We start from the raw sequence: 18,945 nt of genomic DNA on the forward strand, positions 1-18,945 counted from the left end.
TTTACGGAGAGTTTGATCCTGGCTCAGGACGAACGCTGGCGGCGTGCTTAACACATGCAAGTCGAACGATGATGCCTAGCTTGCTGGGTGGATTAGTGGCGAACGGGTGAGTAACACGTGAGTAACCTGCCCTTAACTCTGGGATAAGCCTGGGAAACTGGGTCTAATACTGGATATGACTTTTCACCGCATGGTGGATTGTGGAAAGAATTTTGGTTTTGGATGGACTCGCGGCCTATCAGCTTGTTGGTGAGGTAATAGCTCACCAAGGCGACGACGGGTAGCCGGCCTGAGAGGGTGACCGGCCACACTGGGACTGAGACACGGCCCAGACTCCTACGGGAGGCAGCAGTGGGGAATATTGCACAATGGGCGAAAGCCTGATGCAGCGACGCCGCGTGAGGGATGAATGCCTTCGGGTTGTAAACCTCTTTCAGCAGGGAAGAAGCGAAAGTGACGGTACCTGCAGAAGAAGCGCCGGCTAACTACGTGCCAGCAGCCGCGGTAATACGTAGGGCGCAAGCGTTGTCCGGAATTATTGGGCGTAAAGAGCTCGTAGGCGGTTTGTCGCGTCTGCTGTGAAAGCCCGGGGCTCAACCCCGGGTCTGCAGTGGGTACGGGCAGACTAGAGTGATGTAGGGGAGACTGGAATTCCTGGTGTAGCGGTGAAATGCGCAGATATCAGGAGGAACACCGATGGCGAAGGCAGGTCTCTGGGCATTAACTGACGCTGAGGAGCGAAAGCATGGGGAGCGAACAGGATTAGATACCCTGGTAGTCCATGCCGTAAACGTTGGGCACTAGGTGTGGGGGACATTCCACGTTTTCCGCGCCGTAGCTAACGCATTAAGTGCCCCGCCTGGGGAGTACGGCCGCAAGGCTAAAACTCAAAGGAATTGACGGGGGCCCGCACAAGCGGCGGAGCATGCGGATTAATTCGATGCAACGCGAAGAACCTTACCAAGGCTTGACATGGACTGGAAACACCTGGAGACAGGTGCCCCGCTTGCGGCCGGTTCACAGGTGGTGCATGGTTGTCGTCAGCTCGTGTCGTGAGATGTTGGGTTAAGTCCCGCAACGAGCGCAACCCTCGTTCTATGTTGCCAGCACGTGATGGTGGGGACTCATAGGAGACTGCCGGGGTCAACTCGGAGGAAGGTGGGGACGACGTCAAATCATCATGCCCCTTATGTCTTGGGCTTCACGCATGCTACAATGGCCGGTACAAAGGGTTGCGATACTGTGAGGTGGAGCTAATCCCAAAAAGCCGGTCTCAGTTCGGATTGGGGTCTGCAACTCGACCCCATGAAGTCGGAGTCGCTAGTAATCGCAGATCAGCAACGCTGCGGTGAATACGTTCCCGGGCCTTGTACACACCGCCCGTCAAGTCACGAAAGTTGGTAACACCCGAAGCCGGTGGCCTAACCCCTTGTGGGAGGGAGCCGTCGAAGGTGGGACTGGCGATTGGGACTAAGTCGTAACAAGGTAGCCGTACCGGAAGGTGCGGCTGGATCACCTCCTTTCTAAGGAGCATTTGCAATACATCGCATCGCCAACTGGTGGTGGTCAGGTGGTTGTGAGGTTACTCATTGCAGGGACGTTTGTTTCCTGGTGGGTGCTCAAGGGTGGAATATCAACAGATAGTCGCGTCGTAGTGTTCGGGTTGTGGTGAGTACGGGCTTCCTTTGAGGGAGTTGTGGAAAGCTGTGGATTCGTTCGGTGGGGCGTATGCGTTTGGCACGCTATTGGGTTTTGAGGCAACAGGTTCATTGGTTGGTGGTTTCGCATCTTTTGGGTGTGGGGTTCATTGGTTGGTGGGTGTTGTTTCTGTTTGTTCCTGTCCTTGACTGGTAGGCATGTCTGTGTGATGTGTTTGTTGGTGGGGTTTGGGGTTGTTGTTTGAGAACTACATAGTGGACGCGAGCATCTTGTAAAAGAAGCAATTTCTAAGAAGAACCTGGTTTTGTCATGTCCTTTGGGGCATGGTTGATTTGGTTCTCTCGAGTAGCTGTTTTGATCTTAGTGGTCAAGTTTATAAGGGCACACGGTGGATGCCTTGGCATCAGGAGCCGAAGAAGGACGTAGGAATCTGCGATAAGCCTGGGGGAGTCGATAACCGGACTTTGATCCCAGGATGTCCGAATGGGGAAACCCCGCCCGGCCAGCGATGGACCGGGTGACCCGCATCTGAACACATAGGGTGCGTGGAGGGAACGCGGGGAAGTGAAACATCTCAGTACCCGCAGGAAGAGAAAACAATAGTGATTCCGTTAGTAGTGGCGAGCGAACGCGGAACAGGCTAAACCAGTGGTGTGTGATAGCCGGCGGGCGTTGCATCACTGGGGTTGTGGGACTTTCCATACCAGTTCTGCCGGATTGGTGAAGTGAGTGCAGGCGTAGAGGTGAATGGGTTGGAATGCCCGACCATAGACGGTGAGAGTCCGGTAATCGTAATGCGTGCTGCCGCTTGGAGAGTATCCCAAGTAGCACGGGGCCCGAGAAATCCCGTGCGAATCTGCCAGGACCACCTGGTAAGCCTAAATACTACCTGATGACCGATAGCGGACCAGTACCGTGAGGGAAAGGTGAAAAGTACCCCGGGAGGGGAGTGAAATAGTACCTGAAACCGTGTGCCTACAAACCGTCAGAGCGGGCTAGTTCCTGTGATGGCGTGCCTTTTGAAGAATGAGCCTGCGAGTTAGTGTTACGTCGCGAGGTTAACCCGTGTGGGGAAGCCGTAGCGAAAGCGAGTCTGAATAGGGCGAGTTTAGTGGCGTGATCTAGACCCGAAGCGAAGTGATCTACCCATGGCCAGGTTGAAGCGCGTGTAAGAGCGCGTGGAGGACCGAACCCACTTCAGTTGAAAATGGAGGGGATGAGCTGTGGGTAGGGGTGAAAGGCCAATCAAACTTCGTGATAGCTGGTTCTCCCCGAAATGCATTTAGGTGCAGCGTTGCGTGTTTCTTACCGGAGGTAGAGCTACTGGATGACTGATGGGCCCTACAAGGTTACTGACGTCAGCCAAACTCCGAATGCCGGTAAGTGAGAGCGCAGCAGTGAGACTGTGGGGGATAAGCTTCATAGTCGAGAGGGAAACAGCCCAGACCACCAACTAAGGCCCCTAAGCGTGTGCTAAGTGGGAAAGGATGTGGAGTTGCGAAGACAACCAGGAGGTTGGCTTAGAAGCAGCCATCCTTGAAAGAGTGCGTAATAGCTCACTGGTCAAGTGATTCCGCGCCGACAATGTAGCGGGGCTCAAGTACACCGCCGAAGTTGTGGCATTCAAATATTAGCCAAGCCTTCGTGGTTCAGGCGTTTGGATGGGTAGGGGAGCGTCGTGTGGGCGGTGAAGCTGCGGTGGAAACCAGTGGTGGAGCCTACACGAGTGAGAATGCAGGCATGAGTAGCGAAAGACGGGTGAGAAACCCGTCCGCCGAATGATCAAGGGTTCCAGGGTCAAGCTAATCTGCCCTGGGTAAGTCGGGACCTAAGGCGAGGCCGACAGGCGTAGTCGATGGACAACGGGTTGATATTCCCGTACCGGCGAAAAACCGTCCATACTAAACTGGTGATACTAACCATCCAATCTATGTGCCAGTGCCCTTCGGGGCCCGTGTATGTAGGGAGCGTGGGACCTGATCCGGGGAGGTAAGCGTATTAACAGGTGTGACGCAGGAAGGTAGCCAGGCCGGGCGATGGTAGTCCCGGTCTAAGGATGTAGGGTCGCGGATAGGTAAATCCGTCCGCGTGTGTTCAATCACGCTCCTGAGATCTGACGGGACCCCCGTAGGGGGGAATCTGGTGATCCTATGCTGCCAAGAAAAGCATCGACGTGAGGTTTTAGCCGCCCGTACCCCAAACCGACACAGGTGATCAGGTAGAGAATACTAAGGCGATCGAGAGAATTATGGTTAAGGAACTCGGCAAAATGCCCCCGTAACTTCGGGAGAAGGGGGGCCCCAACTGTGAAGGTAACTTGCTTACCGGAGCGGATCGGGGCCGCAGAGACCAGGGGGAAGCGACTGTTTACTAAAAACACAGGTCCGTGCGAAGTCGCAAGACGATGTATACGGACTGACTCCTGCCCGGTGCTGGAAGGTTAAGAGGACCGGTTAGCTCACTTGTGAGCGAAGCTGGGAATTCAAGCCCCAGTAAACGGCGGTGGTAACTATAACCATCCTAAGGTAGCGAAATTCCTTGTCGGGTAAGTTCCGACCTGCACGAATGGAGTAACGACTTCCCCGCTGTCTCAACCATAAGCTCGGCGAAATTGCAGTACGAGTAAAGATGCTCGTTACGCGCAGCAGGACGGAAAGACCCCGAGACCTTTACTATAGTTTGGTATTGGTGTTCGGTGTGGCTTGTGTAGGATAGGTGGGAGACGTTGAAACCCGGACGCTAGTTCGGGTGGAGTCATCGTTGAAATACCACTCTGGTCACTCTGGACATCTAACTTCGGCCCGTAATCCGGGTCAGGGACAGTGCCTGATGGGTAGTTTAACTGGGGCGGTTGCCTCCTAAAGAGTAACGGAGGCGCCCAAAGGTTCCCTCAGCCTGGTTGGCAATCAGGTATCGAGTGTAAGTGCACAAGGGAGCTTGACTGTGAGAGCGACAGCTCGAGCAGGGACGAAAGTCGGGACTAGTGATCCGGCGGCACATTGTGGAATGGCCGTCGCTCAACGGATAAAAGGTACCTCGGGGATAACAGGCTGATCTTGCCCAAGAGTTCATATCGACGGCATGGTTTGGCACCTCGATGTCGGCTCGTCGCATCCTGGGGCTGGAGTAGGTCCCAAGGGTTGGGCTGTTCGCCCATTAAAGCGGCACGCGAGCTGGGTTTAGAACGTCGTGAGACAGTTCGGTCCCTATCCGCTGCGCGCGTAGGAAATTTGAGAAGGGCTGTCCTTAGTACGAGAGGACCGGGACGGACGAACCTCTGGTGTGTCAGTTGTACTGCCAAGTGCACCGCTGATTAGCTACGTTCGGGAAGGATAACCGCTGAAAGCATCTAAGCGGGAAGCCTGCTTCGAGATGAGATTTCCATACACCTTGTGTGTGAGAGGCTCCCAGCTAGACCACTGGGTTGATAGGCCGGATGTGGAAGCAGGGACTAAAGACCTGTGAAGCTGACCGGTACTAATAAGCCGATAACTTACACCACACCATCACCTTTAACAGGTGATGGCTAGATCAAAGTGCTACGCGTCCACCATGTGGTTCCCAACCAACAAACCAGGGAACACTTACAACAACATAAAACGAAGTTGTAACCATATACTTCCACCCACCACACCTCCTGAGACGATCGGGACGGTATGGTTTGAGGGTTAGGAAAAAGAGTTACGGCGGTCATAGCGCGGGGGAAACGCCCGGTCCCATTCCGAACCCGGAAGCTAAGACCCGCAGCGCCGATGGTACTGCACCCGGGAGGGTGTGGGAGAGTAGGTCACCGCCGGACACATACTAAGGCTCAGGCCCCACACCACTCGGTGCGGGGCCTGACCCACTTAACACCCCAACGAGCCACGGTCCCTCCTCAAACCCACTGCCCCATGCACGGGTAAAGTGTGTACCATGAGCGATCTTTTCTCACACGCAGAGCCGGACAGGATCCGGAATGCCACCAATGCCATGCGCGGAACAGCCGCGGACGATGCAGCCACTGGAGCACCTGAGGCAACTACCGCCATGGTGGTCGTGCCCGCAGCCCGCGAACGAGCCTGGGAGGGCTTCACAGACAACGTTCACCTCTGGTGGCCGGCTGAGAATACCCACTTTGGTGCCCCCACACACGCTGAGCTGACCGAAACTTCCATGGGCGAGGAAAATGACGCCGGTGACGAGCACGAATGGGCATGCGTCGTAAGGACCGATCAGCAACGCGAGATTGAACTGTCGTGGACTCTGGGCTGGGACAAGTCATCCCCGTCGCGTGTACGGGTAACTTTTGACGACAACTCGCTCGACGGTAGCGCCGTGGGAACCAAGGTCACGGTGGTCCACGACGACTGGGGATCAGGCCCAGAAGGGGAAAAGCAAGCTAAGGCATTCAACGGGTGGTCAAGTGCACTATCCTCTTACGCTCGGTTCATGGGCAGCGACCCATCCGGGGGGAAACATTGATTTCGGAAACTGTGCTCTCTGAGCTGACACGAATGGCGCCAGCGGTCAAACTATCCACGGAGCCGGACGCAGTCGCGCCCTATGCCCGCGATCAGGGACCGGTTACTGATCTGGTACAGCCGGCGGTCGTCGTCTGGCCTGAGAGCATCAAGGAAGTCCAAGCCGTCATGCGGTGGGCAAACCATCACCGACTTGCGGTTGTTTCCCGTGGCGCAGGCACAGGGGTTTCCGGCGGAGCACACGCCACCAGCAACTGCATTGTTCTCAGCCTGGAGCGTATGAACCGAATTCTGGACATCAGGGTGCAGGACGAGGTCGCCGTTGTTGAGCCAGGGGTTATCAATGGTGACCTGAACGCAGCCGTCGCCCCACACGGACTGATGTATGCACCCGATCCTGCCAGTTACCGGAGATCCACCATCGGCGGTAACGTGGCGACGAACGCGGGCGGACTTCGCTGCGCCAAGTACGGGGTAACGCGGGACTCAGTGCTGGGCCTGGACGTGGTTCTAGCCGATGGATCGCTCATTCGTACCGGGCATCAAACATTCAAGGGTGTTGCGGGCTACGACCTGACAGGATTGATGGTGGGCTCCGAGGGGACTCTCGGCATCGTGGTGGGAGTGACTGTGAGGCTGCGCTACCTGCCTGCGGATACTCGGACCATTGCGGCTTTCTTCCCTGATCTGGCATCGGCGGCTGCTGGCGTCCACGCCGTAGGGGCCGCACGGGTACAGCCTTCAATCATGGAATTCCTGGACGGCGCAACTCTGGAAGTTCTTGACAGGATCCATGGGTCGGACCTGTCCAAGCGGGGAGGTGCGCTACTACTGATCCAGACGGACGGGTTCGGTGCTCAGGCGGAAGCCGACGTCGTGCGCGGCGTTCTGACCGGGCTCGGTGGGACGGTGTCCGACGAGGGCGCCGATGAAGCCGCCCGTCTGATGGACTTACGTAGGCATAGCAGGGGCGATGAGGTAGACGACGAATACCGGGTCGGAGAGGACGTCGCCGTTCCGCGATCTCGGCTCGTTGAGTATGTGGGGAAGCTGCAGGCCATGGCCCTAGCGCACAAGGTGCGCCTGAAAGTTGTAGCCCATGCTGGGGATGGAAACCTTCACCCCACCTTTTGGATCAGCACCGATGAGGGGGTTGCGGGAATGGCCCGCCTAGATGCGGCACTGGATGAATCGGTCCGTGCTGCCCTCGATTGCGGAGGAACCATCACGGGTGAGCACGGCGTGGGGCAGTACAAACTGCGCTGGTTGGCCTGGGAGCAACAGGAAGAGGTGCTGGCACTACAGCGCAGCATCAAGCAGATCTTTGATCCGCTAAATATCCTCAATCCGGGTAAAGCAATACCTCCTGCTGGCGACGTCCTAAAAGTCGGGGTTCCTTTGGATAATTAGAGGAGCCTTCGTAGCCTAATGCCCCGAGAGCATGGGGAGTTCTACCCGTGAAACAGTGCCGAACCTCACGACGTTCACGTTAGACTGGCAGAAGTCATCGTCGCGTTAGCGGCACACTCTTCCTAACATGAAACGGGGAACGACAGACATGTCTGAGAACACTCCCGGCCAGTACGGCCAGCAGGGCAATCAGCCGGCATACGGGGCAGGCCAGGCCTACCCCTCAGAGCAGAATGGTAACTACGCTGGTCCGGGGACGCCCCAGGAGAATCCAGGCAAGACCCTCGGGATCGTTGGCCTCGTCTGCTCCATCATCTGGCCGATCTCGATTGTCGGCCTCATCGTGAGCATCGTTGCCATGCGTAAGTCCAAGAAGGCTGGCATGGGTAATGGTTTGGCGCTTGCCGGTATCATCATTGGCGCCATCGGCGTGATCACCGGGATCATAGCGATTATCATCGGCGTCTTGGCTGCAGGGGAGATCGCCGGGCTGGTCGAGTTCTGTCAGACAGCCGGTCCCGGTGTTCAGGAGTACCAGGGCCAGCAGGTCGATTGCTCGCCTTACCAGCAGTAGCGTCACCGACGCCGGCCGCATCCTTTCGGATGCGGCCGCTGTTTTTTAACCTCCACTTTCGAGAATCTTCAGGGTCGTCGTATCCGGGTTCAGCATGATCGCGGCCTCGTCACGCCTGTGCCGGAGAACCGAGTCCATGTAGGACTGGACCGTTTCTGCCAGCGGCACATTGCGGTTCTGCTGCTCAGAGATATACCAGCGGTGTTCCAGTATCTGGTGGACCACTTCCGCAGGTTCGAGTTTCCCGGCCAGATCGCGCGGAATGGAGCGGACTATGGGTTCGAAGATGTGGCTGAGCCACGAATGGGCACCGATGGCCTCGTCGACCTGCGGCATGGTGTCATGCCGGTAGGAGTCAAGATCGGCCAGTAGCCTGCGTGCCTGATTCTCTTGTGCATCCAGTCCTGTGAGCTGCATGAGGCGCCGGGAATGGTGGCCGGCGTCGACCACTTTTGGTTGGAGCTGCAGCTGTGAGCCGTCTGCAGTTGTCTCGATCGAGTATTCTTCGACGTCGAACCCGAGTTCGTTGAGACGGCGGATCCGCTCGGCTATACGCCAACGCGCTTCTGGGTCAAAGGACTCCTTTCTTGTTAGTTCTTCCCAGAGACCCCGGTAACTGTCCATAATCAGCTCGCTGGTGGCCACGGGGTCCACGTTCTCCTCGATCAGGCCGCCCTCGAGCAGATCCATGAGCTCTCCGGCAATGTTGACGCGGGCTATCTCGAGATCGTATTCACGCTGCCCCCTGGACAACTCCGGGTAGAGCTCGCCCGTTTCAGCATCGACCAGGTACGCGGCGAAAGCGCCCGCATCCCGACGGAATAGCGTGTTCGAGAGGGAAACGTCCCCCCAGTAGAAGCCGATGAGGTGCAGCCGCACCAGCAGTAGGGCTTGGGCATCGATGAGGCGGGTCAGAGTTGTTCGTCGGAGTACCTGAGAAAATACGGCTCGGTACGGCAGCGAGAACTTCAGATGCCGAGTCACCAGTACCGGGTCCAGATCATCGCCAGTGGGCGTTTTTCTCCCGGTGATGACGGCCACTGGTTCCACACATGGGATGTCCAACCGCTGAAGTTTGCGCAGCATGTGATATTCGTGCCGAGCAATGTGCTCGCCTGTTTCTTTGATGGCGATGACGGCCCCGCTCAGGTGGGCAAAGCGCACAATATGCCGGGAAATCCCGCGGGGGAGGGCGGCCAGAGACTCCGCTGGCCACTCCTCCAACGCGATGTCCCACGGAAGCTCCAGTAAGGCGGCGTCTGTACTGGCTGCCGTGATGTTGAGCGAACCCAGCGAACCCAAGGTATTGCCACCCGGTTTCTCACGAGACCGGCGGAGTTTGCCCGGCTGATCGTAGTCAGTGGGCTCGTCCGTCCAATTGGCGTCGTGTCCAGTCATGGCGCCCTCCTGCTCCTTCGATGTGCGGGGACGGTGTTCTAAGCTTCGTCCGCCAGCCGATGACCGCTTGATGAGTCGAAGAGATGCACATGGCCAGAACGTGGACGAACGTACATGGCATCGCCCGGTGCGGGGGGACGTCGTCCGTCTACGCGGGCGGTGATCTCAATATCGGTCCCGTTGACATTGGTGTGTCCGTAGATGTAAGCATCAGCGCCGAGTTCCTCAACGACGTCGACCTCCACCAGCAGACCTTCGCCTTCAGGCACCGTTTCCAGATCCTCCGGGCGCACCCCCAGTGTGACCGTCTGCCCCGTCTTGGTATCGAGCACCTCCTGCCGCACAGGATAAGTCAGTCCACCAAACTGGACGCCGTCGTCGGCTACTGGCAGTTCCAGCAGATTCATGGCGGGAGAACCGATGAAACCCGCGACGAAGATATTCTGTGGACGGTCGTAAAGATTCCTGGGAGTATCAACCTGCTGCAGCACACCGTCTTTCAGAACTGCGACGCGGTCTCCCATGGTCATCGCCTCAACCTGATCGTGCGTGACGTAGACGGTGGTGACGCCCAGCCGGCGGGTGAGGGAGGCTATCTGAGTACGCGTTTGAACACGCAACTTGGCGTCAAGGTTGGATAGTGGCTCATCCATGAGAAACACCTGAGGATTCCGGACAATCGCACGGCCCATGGCGACTCGTTGGCGCTGGCCGCCCGAGAGCGCCATGGGCTTACGGTCCAGGTAGTCCTCAAGATCCAGCAGCTTGGCCGCTACCTGGACCCGCTGTGCACGCTCCTCCTTGGACTTCCCCGCGATTTTCAGAGCAAAGCCCATGTTCTCCGCAACGGACATATGCGGGTAGAGCGCGTAGTTCTGGAAAACCATGGCGATGTCTCGGTCTTTCGGAGCGACGTCCGTGACATCGCGCTCGCCGATCAGGATACGACCGGAGTTGACGTCCTCCAGCCCTGCAAGCATGCGCAGCGACGTGGATTTTCCACAACCGGAGGGGCCTACAAGAACCAGGAATTCGCCGTCGGCTATCTCCAGGTTGAGACCGTCAACAGCCGGTTTTTCTGTTCCAGGGTAGTGCCTGGTGGCATTGTCATACGTTACCGTAGCCAATTTATGTCCCTTCACGGGCAGGTACGTGCCCGACGATCCGTAGTGAATGGAAGTATTTAGTTAGTAATGGCGTGTCTCACGTCACTACACAGAAGTATGGCACGCAACTCAGCGCCCCGTAGCGTCTGCGCGCAGACGGACCAGCTCTTCCAGAACGAGCGTGAACGCGTGGGGTGACTCCACGCGGAAGCGTGCCGCAGTATCACCAGGGCCGACCTTGATGCCGACGTCCTTCTGGCCGAGGGCGCGGAATGCGAATTCGTCTGTCACATCGTCGCCCGCGAACAGGGCCGCCGTCGCGCCAGTCAGGTTCCTCAGCCGCCCCAGTCCCTGCCCCTTGTCTGCTTTGATCACGGACACTTCCAGAACGGACTTGCCATCGCCGAGGTGCAGGCCAGAGATATGCCCCAGCCTTGCACGAGCATCGCCGGTGGCCGCCTCAGCAGCCTCAGGTGAAGCAAGCCGTGTATGAAGGACGACGCCAGCCGGTTTGTATTCTGCAGATGTTCCTTCATGTGCGGAGGCGACGGATTCGATGACGATCGTAGCTTCTTCCAGCGCCCGAGTCTGCTCCGGTTCAAGTGTCAGTGGAGCGGCGTCCGGCCCCGTCCAGGTCTCGGCTCCGTGGCTGCCGATCAACAGAGTCTCAGCCTCCGGTGAGGCAACTTCGCGGAGGCTGCCGAGCGCTCGCCCGGAAATGTACGCTGTCGTTGTCCGCGGCATGTTGGCCAACAGTTTCACCGCGGCCGCGGAACCTGGCAGTGGGCGCGAATCCGCTGCGTGATCCACCAATGGCGCCAGCACGCCGTCAAAGTCCAGGGCAACCAGCAGCGTGTGCGTCTCCGCAAGTTCGCCCAGTGCAACGCGCAAATCCGCAGGAATGCTCGGGACAGAATCAGACATGGTCTTCCTTGGACTGCAGGGCGTTCAAGAAATCCGCGGACCATCGCTCGACGTCGTTCTGCAGCACCTGCTTGCGCATGAGTTTCATCCGTCGGTTGGCCTCCTGCGGGTCCATTTGAATGGCCTCGCAAATGGCTTCCTTGAGGCCGTCGATGTCGTGTGGGTTGACCAATACTGCCTGCCGCAACTGGTCTGCGGCGCCCGTGAATTCGCTGAGGACCAGTGCTCCCTGATTATTGGTGCGCGCTGCCACGTATTCCTTGGCCACGAGGTTCATTCCATCCCGGAGGGCGGTGACCAACATGACGTCCGCCGCCAGGTAGAGGGCTACCATTTCCTCCACCGGATAACTGTGATGCAGGTAGCGGATAGCCGTATTGCGCATGGTGTCGAACATGCCGCTGATATGGCCAACAGCACCTTCTACCTCCTCGCGGAGAATCCGGTACTGTTCCACGCGCTCACGGCTGGGACTGGCCACCTGGATCAAGGACGAATTCTCCACTCTGATTCGGCCGTCTTCGAGGAGCTCACCATAGGCCTTGAGCCTGTGCCCGATTCCCTTGGTGTAATCGAGCCGGTCAACCCCGAGAACCACGACCTTCGGGTCACCGAGCTCCCGCCGGATCTCCCGTGCGCGCTCTCGGACATCCTCGTGCTCCGCCAGGTCCGCGATGCGCTTGACATCGATGGAAATGGGGAACGCCTCGGCACGGGAGAAGTACAGGGTGCGCCATTCCTTGTCCTGGACGTCCACCTGCTGGGCTTTGATGGGATGACCCACATACCGGCGGACGCACCGGAGGAAGTTGCTGGTATCTCCGGTCCGTTGGAAACCCACCAGATCAGCACCGAGCAGGCCCTCCAGAACCTGACGTCGCCATGGAAGTTGCGCGAAGATCTCGACCGGAGGGAAAGGGATGTGGTTGAAGAACCCGATCGTGAGGTCAGGCCGTGTTTCGCGTAGGAGCTTGGGCACCAACTGCAGTTGGTAGTCCTGCACCCACACCGTGGCTCCCTTGGACGCGATCTTTGCGGCGGTCGCCGCGAACCGTTCATTGACGCGCCGGTAGGAGTCCCACCAGTGGCGGTGGAACTCCGGCGGCGCGATCACGTCATGATAAAGCGGCCAGAGCGTAGCGTTGGAGAAACCCTCGTAGTAGTACTCCACCTCGCGCTGGGACAACTCCACCGGGACCAACTGCATGCCGTCCTTACGGAACGGCTCCAATTGCTCGTCAGCGGCACCATGCCAACCTACCCAGGCGCCTTCGGCCTTCTCCATGACGGGCGCCAACGCCGTGACCAGGCCGCCGGGAGAGCGGCGCCAACCCGTAGAGCCGTCGTCGTCCGTTACACGATCCACCGGAAGCCGGTTGGACACAACAATGAACTCGAACTCGCCAAACTCGGGTTGTGTGCTCTCTGCTGGACTCACTGTGCTCCCTTGGGGTGTCTGACATACCTTAGTTCGACTTTAGCCCTTGTGGAAGTGTTCTGTCCGGCCCCGAACCCCGATGGCCAGTTGCTACACGAGCCGCTGTTTCGGGGAGGTTGTCTTCGAAGGGTCCCGTTCAGCGAGGGAGCCGATGGCCTCGTCGATCTTGCTCATGGCCTCGCCGTCGAGTTTCACACCGGATGCCTTGACGTTGGACTCAACCTGCTCCGGCTTCGACGCCCCCATGATGGCCGCTGCGACGTTCTGGTTCTGCAGCACCCAAGCGATAGCGAGCTGCGCCATTGTAATGCCGAGCCCATCCGCGACCGGCTGGAGCTTCTGCACGCCGGTGAGGACGTCGTCGGACATCCACTGCTTGATCATGTCGGCACCACCGCTGGTGTCCGTGGCACGGCTACCGGCCTCGGGCTCCTGACCGGGCTTGTACTTGCCGGTCAATGCGCCCTGGGCCACTGGGGACCACACGATCTGCGAAATGCCCAACTCTTCCGATGCCGGAACAACCTGATCCTCAATGACCCGCCAGAGCATGGAGTACTGCGGCTGGTTGGAAATGAGTTGGATGCCCAGATCCTTCGCCAGGGCGTGACCGGCGCGCAGTTGTTCTGCATCCCACTCGCTCACCCCAATGTAGAGTGCCTTGCCCTGACGGACGACGTCGGCGAACGCCTGCATGGTTTCTTCCAGCGGTGTCTCATGGTCGTAGCGATGGGCCTGGTACAGGTCCACATAGTCAGTGCCGAGGCGGCGGAGCGAGCCGTTGATGGACTCCAGAATGTGTTTGCGCGATAGCCCGGTGTCATTAGGGCCTTTGGGGCCGGTCGGGAAGTAGACCTTCGTGAAAATTTCCAGCGATTCGCGGCGCTCGTCCTTCAGAGCGTCGCCCAGAACTTTCTCAGCAACCGTATTGGCGTACGTGTCAGCTGTGTCGAACGTGGTGATCCCCACATCCAACGCCGCTCGCACACACTGGGTGGCGACGTCGTTCTCCACCTGGGAACCGTGCGTCAACCAGTTGCCGTAAATGATCTCCGAAACCTTGAGCCCGCTATTACCTAGATACCTGAATTCCATGACTCCGATGCTAGCCCTGCTTTCGGGGTGGCGTACAGGTCCGAGTGTTCACCGGGAAGTCACCTGAGCCACTACTCGACGTTCCCTTCCACGCCTACGGTCGGAAATTACCGGACCACTGATCCATCGCCTCCAAGGAGAATAGTTATGTCCAAGTTCCCCGCTGCGGCCCTCGCCGTCGCTCTCACGGCTACGCTCAGCGCCGCCGTCGTACCCGCCGCCACCGCTGCCCCCACCAATGAAATCGTGTCGGACGCGACGTCGTCGCCTCTGCAAGCCAACGAACGCAACGGCAGCTTCGATCTGCAGTCCCACCGTGGCGGGCGGGGTGAGTGGACTGAAGAGTCACTTGCCGCGTTTGCGAACTCTTTGGAGCTGGGGGTGAGCACCCTGGAGCTCGACACGCACCTCACGCAGGACGGGAAAGTTGTGGTGTGGCACGACGACGTGCTGACGCCAGCCAAGTGCGCCGATACTGCTCCAGCGTTCGACGGCGACCCTGAATTTCCGTACGCAGGTGACCGTGTGCGCGAGTTGACGCTGGCGCAGATCCAGACGATGGACTGCGGATACCAGCAGCTGCCGGGCTTCCCCGAACAGGACAATATTGAGGGGAACCGTATTGCCGAACTTGCGGATGTGTACAGCTTGGCCGGGCAGTACAAGGCGAAGAAGGTTCGGTTTAATGTGGAGACCAAGGTGGAGGTTCACGGGCCCGAAGGTCAGGCGGAGATGGAAGTGCTGACGTTGCGTGTGCTGGAGGAAATCCGGTCATCGGGCCAGGGACGCAGGACGACGCTGCAGAGTTTTGACTGGGCGTCCTTGAACCTGGCCCAGCAAGAAATGCCCGGGCTGTCGCTCGTGGCGTTGTCCAGTGGCGACAAGTGGTTGGGCGTTGGCCAGCCGGGGGTCACCGAGCACCTGGGCGGAGCCGATATTGACGACTACGACGGTTCGCTGGCTCTCGCCGCGAGAGCTCTGGGGTACGACGCCGTCTCGCCGACGTGGAAGTCGGTAACGCCGCAAATGATCGCTGAGGCACATTCATTAGGTCTGCCGGTGGTCCCCTGGACTGTCAACGACGCGTCGGAGATGGAACGGCTCATGGATATGGGGGTGGACGGGATCATCACTGATTACCCCACAACGCTGCGTGAAGTCATGGACATGCGGGGGCTGAAGCTACCGAAGGCGTACGCGTTGAGATAGGTCTTTATAGTAACTGGAAACTGTTGCGCCCCCTCATGCGTTGCACGAGGGGCGGTATGTTGTCTGGGATCACCTAAACTTGGTTCGGGCGGCAGGATCGCCCGTGCATGCCCATGATTCAACAGACTCACATGAGGACTTATGACTCCGCAGAACTCCAACACGCCCAGTAAGGCTGAGCGCAATTCCGCTGCACGCGAGCGGGCACGCCAGATCCGCGAAGGTCAGCAGAAGAAGGAAAAGCGCACCAAGACGCTCACCATCTGGGGTGTGGTGTTGGCGGTTGTCGCGATCATCGTCGTTGTGGCCCTGGTTGTGGTCAACAGCATGAAAGCTGAAGTGCCTGATGCCGGCCCTGCGCCTCAGTACGGCAATGAGCACGGTGGCGTGACTCTGATCAAAGACGGTTTCGCGGAAACCCCCGATGTCACGGTGGATCTGACCAGCCTGCCCGCGCAGGGTGATATTGAGGAAGGTGCGCTTCCCCCCGGAATCGAGGCTGCGCCGGACGGCGAGCCAGCACAGATCGTTATTTACGTGGACCTTGGATGTCCCGCCTGTAAGCAGTTCGAGCTGGCGTACGAGGACTACCTGACGGAGCTTGTTGACAGCGGCAAAGCAACAGTTGAATACCGTGTTGTGAACTTCCTGGACCGTGTGTCCAGCACCAATTACTCATCACGGTCTGCCAACGCAGCAATGTGCGTGCTGGATTCGCAACCGGAGAAGTTCAAAGATTACGTCGCTGCACTGTTTGAAAAGCAGCCGGAGGAAGGCGGTGCTGGTCTGGATAATGACACGCTCCGTTCCATCGCTGAAGACGTAGGCGTGGACACCTCGGCCATAGAAGACTGCATGAAGGAGGACACCTACCGCCCGTACGTGAACTACGCAAATGGTGTGTTCAATGTTTACGGAGTTGGCGGAACCCCCGGAGTCTATGTTCAGGGTGTGAAGTACAACTCGCAGGAAGACGGCGACTTCCAGGCCTACGCCGACGCCGCGATCAGTGGCGAAAAGCCCAAGAAGTAGATTGATTTTCGCGTGAATGGGGCCGGTCAGTTTTCCTGCCCGGCCCCATTACGCTAATCTTGTCTAGCTGATACGCGCTCCAACGCCGTCAGCGGCTGCAGTTTATCTGCCGCCACGCCTCCTTAGCTCAGTTGGCCAGAGCACCTGTCTTGTAAACAGGGGGTCGCCGGTTCGAATCCGGCAGGAGGCTCCAGCAAAGAACATCTGACTCGACGTTTCGTGAAAAACGAAACGTCGAGTTTTCTTTTCGTCGCGCTAACCGTTACCAATCCGCCGAGCCTGAAAACAGTATTGAGATTCCGGTGGACGTCTTCGCGACTAACCAAATGTATAAGCCGTAACCACGAATTCGCCGTCGCCGTCATCTTTGCCGTCGCCCACGGGTTGCCCGGCCCAGCCACCGTAAACTCGCTCAACATCGAACCCAGCTCCAACGAGGAGTCGGTGGATGGTCTTCGCGGACCTGAAGTAAAGGGACGCATCGCTGACCAACTCTTCGCCGTCGGGCCACGTGTAGTGGTGCGTGAAGTCAACACGGTCTCCCTCGATAGCCGTCACCTCCGTCCAGATATCAACCGTGTCGCCGTCGTCCAGCGTCACCTGATGTCGAGAGTCGACAGGATTCCAACCCTCCCAAGCCCGGTAGCTGGGATCGCGAGAATCAAAGATCAAGCGCCCGCCCAGGACAAGGGCGCGTGCCACATCGCTGAACGTATCCCCGAACTCGTCGTCACTGAGGAACTGGGCAACATGGGCTGACATAACAGCCGTATCGAAAGCGGAGTCAGAAAGATCTGAGGCAACACCCTCAACCCACGTGACCTTCTCTGAGCCGGCCTTGGTCTGGGCTCTGTCCAGGGACGCACGCGCTGGATCAACACCCGTGACGACATGCCCCGCGGCAGCGAGCGCCAGCGTTACCCGGCCGGTGCCACAGCCAAGATCGAGAACCCGTGATCCCGGGGTCTTATTGGCGAATGCCAAGAAAAACTCGTCATCACGTCCCCACAAGCACTCGACGTCGTAGACCTCGGTCAGTCTCGGGTTGTTGAACTCAGCATTTCGCATACCCTCAGGCTAGCAACGGCTGGGCAGCGCAGAATCAGCACAATGGTTCCGAAAGTAGTGTGGTGCGCCTATTCTTCAGTCAGATAAGCTCTTTTCGGAATGATCTTGCCGAATAGGCCATAGTGCCGCACAATTGAACGCGTAAGGATCGGTAATCGGAAAAATACTTCTGCTCAGGGGGATCGCATGGAAGATGCGGCTGTGGTTGGTCATGCCATCCGCGATGCTCGAAGGAATCTGGGACTGACCCAGACGCAGTTGGCAGAGTTGGTAGGCCTCTCCGATCGAACTATTCGCGATATCGAGAAGGCTGCAGGCGGCCCGAGCTTCACTTCTGTAGTTACCGCCGCTAACGCAGTAGGGCTTCGGCTGGTGGTCAGCTGATGTCCTCAAAAAGTCTTGAGGACTTGCGGTTTGTGGCAGCCGCAGACGTTTACAAAGCTGGACAGATAGCAGGCAAACTACAGCGTACGTCCACCGGGGCCGTCGAATTCCGATACTCGCCCGACTATGAGGGTGCTCCAGTGGCTTCGACTCTGCCGATCGACGAAACAATCCACTGGTCCGGCGTCGGGCTGCCGACGTTCTTCGTTGGGTTGCTGCCCGAGGGGCATCGCCTGACGGTATTGCGCCGAGCGACCAAGACGAGCATGGACGATGAACTGACCCTGCTTTTGGCTGTAGGCGCCGATACGCCAGGGGATGTGCAGGTTGTACCTGCGGGCCAGACGCCGAATCCTCAGGACGCACTTGCTGCCACTGGTCCGTCCGACCTCGACTTTGCGACTCTGGCTAACGTCCCAGACCGTCATGCCATACCCGGCGTCCAGTCCAAGGCGAGCGCAACAATGTTGACCACTCCCTTGGCGGGCCGCGGGCTGCGTTCTATCCTCAAGCTCGACCCTCCAAACCACCCCCACCTCGTGCTCAATGAGGCACTCCATTTGGAGGCGGCCAGATCATTGAAGATTCCGGTAGCGAACGCAGCTGTAGTTCGAGACCGAAATAGACTCCCGGGGCTCCTGATCGAACGGTTCGATCGCGTGAATGACGGCGACAGGTGGCAGAGCCTGAGCATGGAGGATGCCGCGCAGGCCATGGACCTGTTGCCTGCAGCGAAGTATTCCGTCGACGCCGAAAAAGTAGTCGCATCTCTCGTGTCCCTTGTGAGAGCCAAACCCGTGGCGGTGCGGAACTTATACCTGCAGTTCGTGTTTGCCTGGTTGACGGGCAATGGAGACTTGCACGCAAAGAATGTCTCGGTCCTAGCGGACAAGTTGGGCAATTTCACTGTTTCCCCCGTTTACGACATTCCCTGTACCTTGCTCTATAGGGACGAAACCATGGCGTTGCCCGTGGCAGGCCGTACAAACAGGATCCGCGCGCGTCACTGGGCCGAATTCGCGGACGCCATTGGCCTACCGCAAAAGGCAGCACGAAGCGCCAACAGGCTTGCCATGAAGGCCGCTGGATTCGTGGACCTTTCATCGCTTCCGTTTGAAGGCTCACCGTTGAATGGGGCGCAGCGAGAACTCCGGCACCGCCGGGCGCAGCTCGATGGGTAGGCAA

At 58.4% G+C, this 18,945-nt stretch carries 13 protein-coding genes, 1 tRNA gene and 3 rRNA genes; 11 read left to right on the forward strand and 6 right to left on the reverse strand.

Going from position 1 to position 18,945, the window contains the following annotated elements:
• From JOE65_RS04630 to JOE65_RS04655, 6 genes are all read left to right on the forward strand, one after another.
• A 16S ribosomal RNA gene (locus JOE65_RS04630) occupies positions 1-1,523 on the forward strand.
• A gap of 501 nt (positions 1,524-2,024) precedes the next feature.
• Positions 2,025-5,161: ribosomal RNA gene (locus JOE65_RS04635) — 23S ribosomal RNA — on the forward strand.
• Between the two features lie 180 nt (positions 5,162-5,341).
• Positions 5,342-5,458 (forward strand): 5S ribosomal RNA (rrf, locus tag JOE65_RS04640).
• Together the 16S, 23S and 5S rRNA genes form the textbook arrangement of a ribosomal RNA operon.
• 116 nt (positions 5,459-5,574) lie before the next feature.
• On the forward strand, positions 5,575-6,123 hold the full coding sequence (locus JOE65_RS04645; RefSeq protein ID WP_205162130.1) for an SRPBCC family protein: 549 nt from the start codon (positions 5,575-5,577) through the stop codon (positions 6,121-6,123).
• Positions 6,124-6,155: 32 nt separating this feature from the next.
• The gene (locus tag JOE65_RS04650; RefSeq protein WP_205164019.1) at positions 6,156-7,532 is read left to right on the forward strand and encodes an FAD-binding oxidoreductase; all 1,377 of its coding nucleotides are present in this window, start codon (positions 6,156-6,158) and stop codon (positions 7,530-7,532) included.
• Positions 7,533-7,680: 148 nt separating this feature from the next.
• Positions 7,681-8,106, forward strand: a complete 426-nt coding sequence (locus tag JOE65_RS04655; RefSeq protein ID WP_205162131.1) for a DUF4190 domain-containing protein — start codon at positions 7,681-7,683, stop codon at positions 8,104-8,106.
• 45 nt (positions 8,107-8,151) lie between these two features.
• Here the strand turns inward: JOE65_RS04655 and JOE65_RS04660 are convergent, their stop codons facing one another.
• The 5 genes from JOE65_RS04660 to JOE65_RS04680 all read right to left on the reverse strand — a co-directional run bounded on the left by JOE65_RS04660 (position 8,152) and on the right by JOE65_RS04680 (position 14,067).
• A complete protein-coding gene (locus tag JOE65_RS04660) occupies positions 8,152-9,504 on the reverse strand; it encodes a DUF4032 domain-containing protein (protein WP_205162132.1) in 1,353 nt (450 codons plus the stop codon).
• A gap of 38 nt (positions 9,505-9,542) precedes the next feature.
• The gene (locus JOE65_RS04665) at positions 9,543-10,631 is read right to left on the reverse strand and encodes an ABC transporter ATP-binding protein (protein ID WP_205162133.1); all 1,089 of its coding nucleotides are present in this window, start codon (positions 10,629-10,631) and stop codon (positions 9,543-9,545) included.
• Positions 10,632-10,739: 108 nt separating this feature from the next.
• Complete coding sequence (gene otsB / locus JOE65_RS04670; RefSeq protein ID WP_205162134.1) at positions 10,740-11,534, reverse strand: trehalose-phosphatase; 795 nt, start codon at positions 11,532-11,534, stop codon at positions 10,740-10,742.
• On the reverse strand, positions 11,527-12,972 hold the full coding sequence (locus JOE65_RS04675) for a trehalose-6-phosphate synthase (protein WP_205162135.1): 1,446 nt from the start codon (positions 12,970-12,972) through the stop codon (positions 11,527-11,529). Before JOE65_RS04675 ends, otsB begins: the two co-directional genes overlap by 8 nt.
• A 90-nt stretch (positions 12,973-13,062) precedes the next feature.
• Positions 13,063-14,067 (reverse strand): aldo/keto reductase family protein, encoded by a 1,005-nt coding sequence (locus tag JOE65_RS04680; RefSeq protein ID WP_205162136.1) that lies wholly within the window; start codon positions 14,065-14,067, stop codon positions 13,063-13,065.
• 147 nt (positions 14,068-14,214) lie between these two features.
• Between JOE65_RS04680 and JOE65_RS04685 the strand changes: the two genes are divergently transcribed.
• The 3 genes from JOE65_RS04685 to JOE65_RS04695 all read left to right on the forward strand — a co-directional run bounded on the left by JOE65_RS04685 (position 14,215) and on the right by JOE65_RS04695 (position 16,501).
• The gene (locus tag JOE65_RS04685; protein ID WP_205162137.1) at positions 14,215-15,276 is read left to right on the forward strand and encodes a glycerophosphodiester phosphodiesterase family protein; all 1,062 of its coding nucleotides are present in this window, start codon (positions 14,215-14,217) and stop codon (positions 15,274-15,276) included.
• Positions 15,277-15,417: 141 nt separating this feature from the next.
• Positions 15,418-16,308: a DsbA family protein gene (locus tag JOE65_RS04690; RefSeq protein WP_205162138.1), complete on the forward strand. Its 891-nt coding sequence runs from the start codon at positions 15,418-15,420 to the stop codon at positions 16,306-16,308.
• Between the two features lie 116 nt (positions 16,309-16,424).
• A tRNA-Thr gene (locus tag JOE65_RS04695) sits at positions 16,425-16,501 on the forward strand.
• 125 nt (positions 16,502-16,626) lie between these two features.
• Here the strand turns inward: JOE65_RS04695 and JOE65_RS04700 are convergent.
• Entirely contained in the window at positions 16,627-17,376 is a 750-nt protein-coding gene (locus JOE65_RS04700; RefSeq protein WP_205162139.1) for a class I SAM-dependent methyltransferase, read from the reverse strand.
• Positions 17,377-17,562: 186 nt separating this feature from the next.
• Between JOE65_RS04700 and JOE65_RS04705 the strand changes: the two genes are divergently transcribed.
• A complete protein-coding gene (locus tag JOE65_RS04705) occupies positions 17,563-17,760 on the forward strand; it encodes a helix-turn-helix transcriptional regulator (RefSeq protein WP_205162140.1) in 198 nt (65 codons plus the stop codon).
• Entirely contained in the window at positions 17,760-18,941 is a 1,182-nt protein-coding gene (locus JOE65_RS04710; RefSeq protein WP_205162141.1) for a type II toxin-antitoxin system HipA family toxin, read from the forward strand. The genes JOE65_RS04705 and JOE65_RS04710 overlap by 1 nt, the downstream gene beginning before the upstream one ends.
• Positions 18,942-18,945: the final 4 nt, after the last annotated feature.

This window comes from Arthrobacter roseus (assembly GCF_016907875.1).
Taxonomy (GTDB): domain Bacteria; phylum Actinomycetota; class Actinomycetes; order Actinomycetales; family Micrococcaceae; genus Arthrobacter_J; species Arthrobacter_J roseus.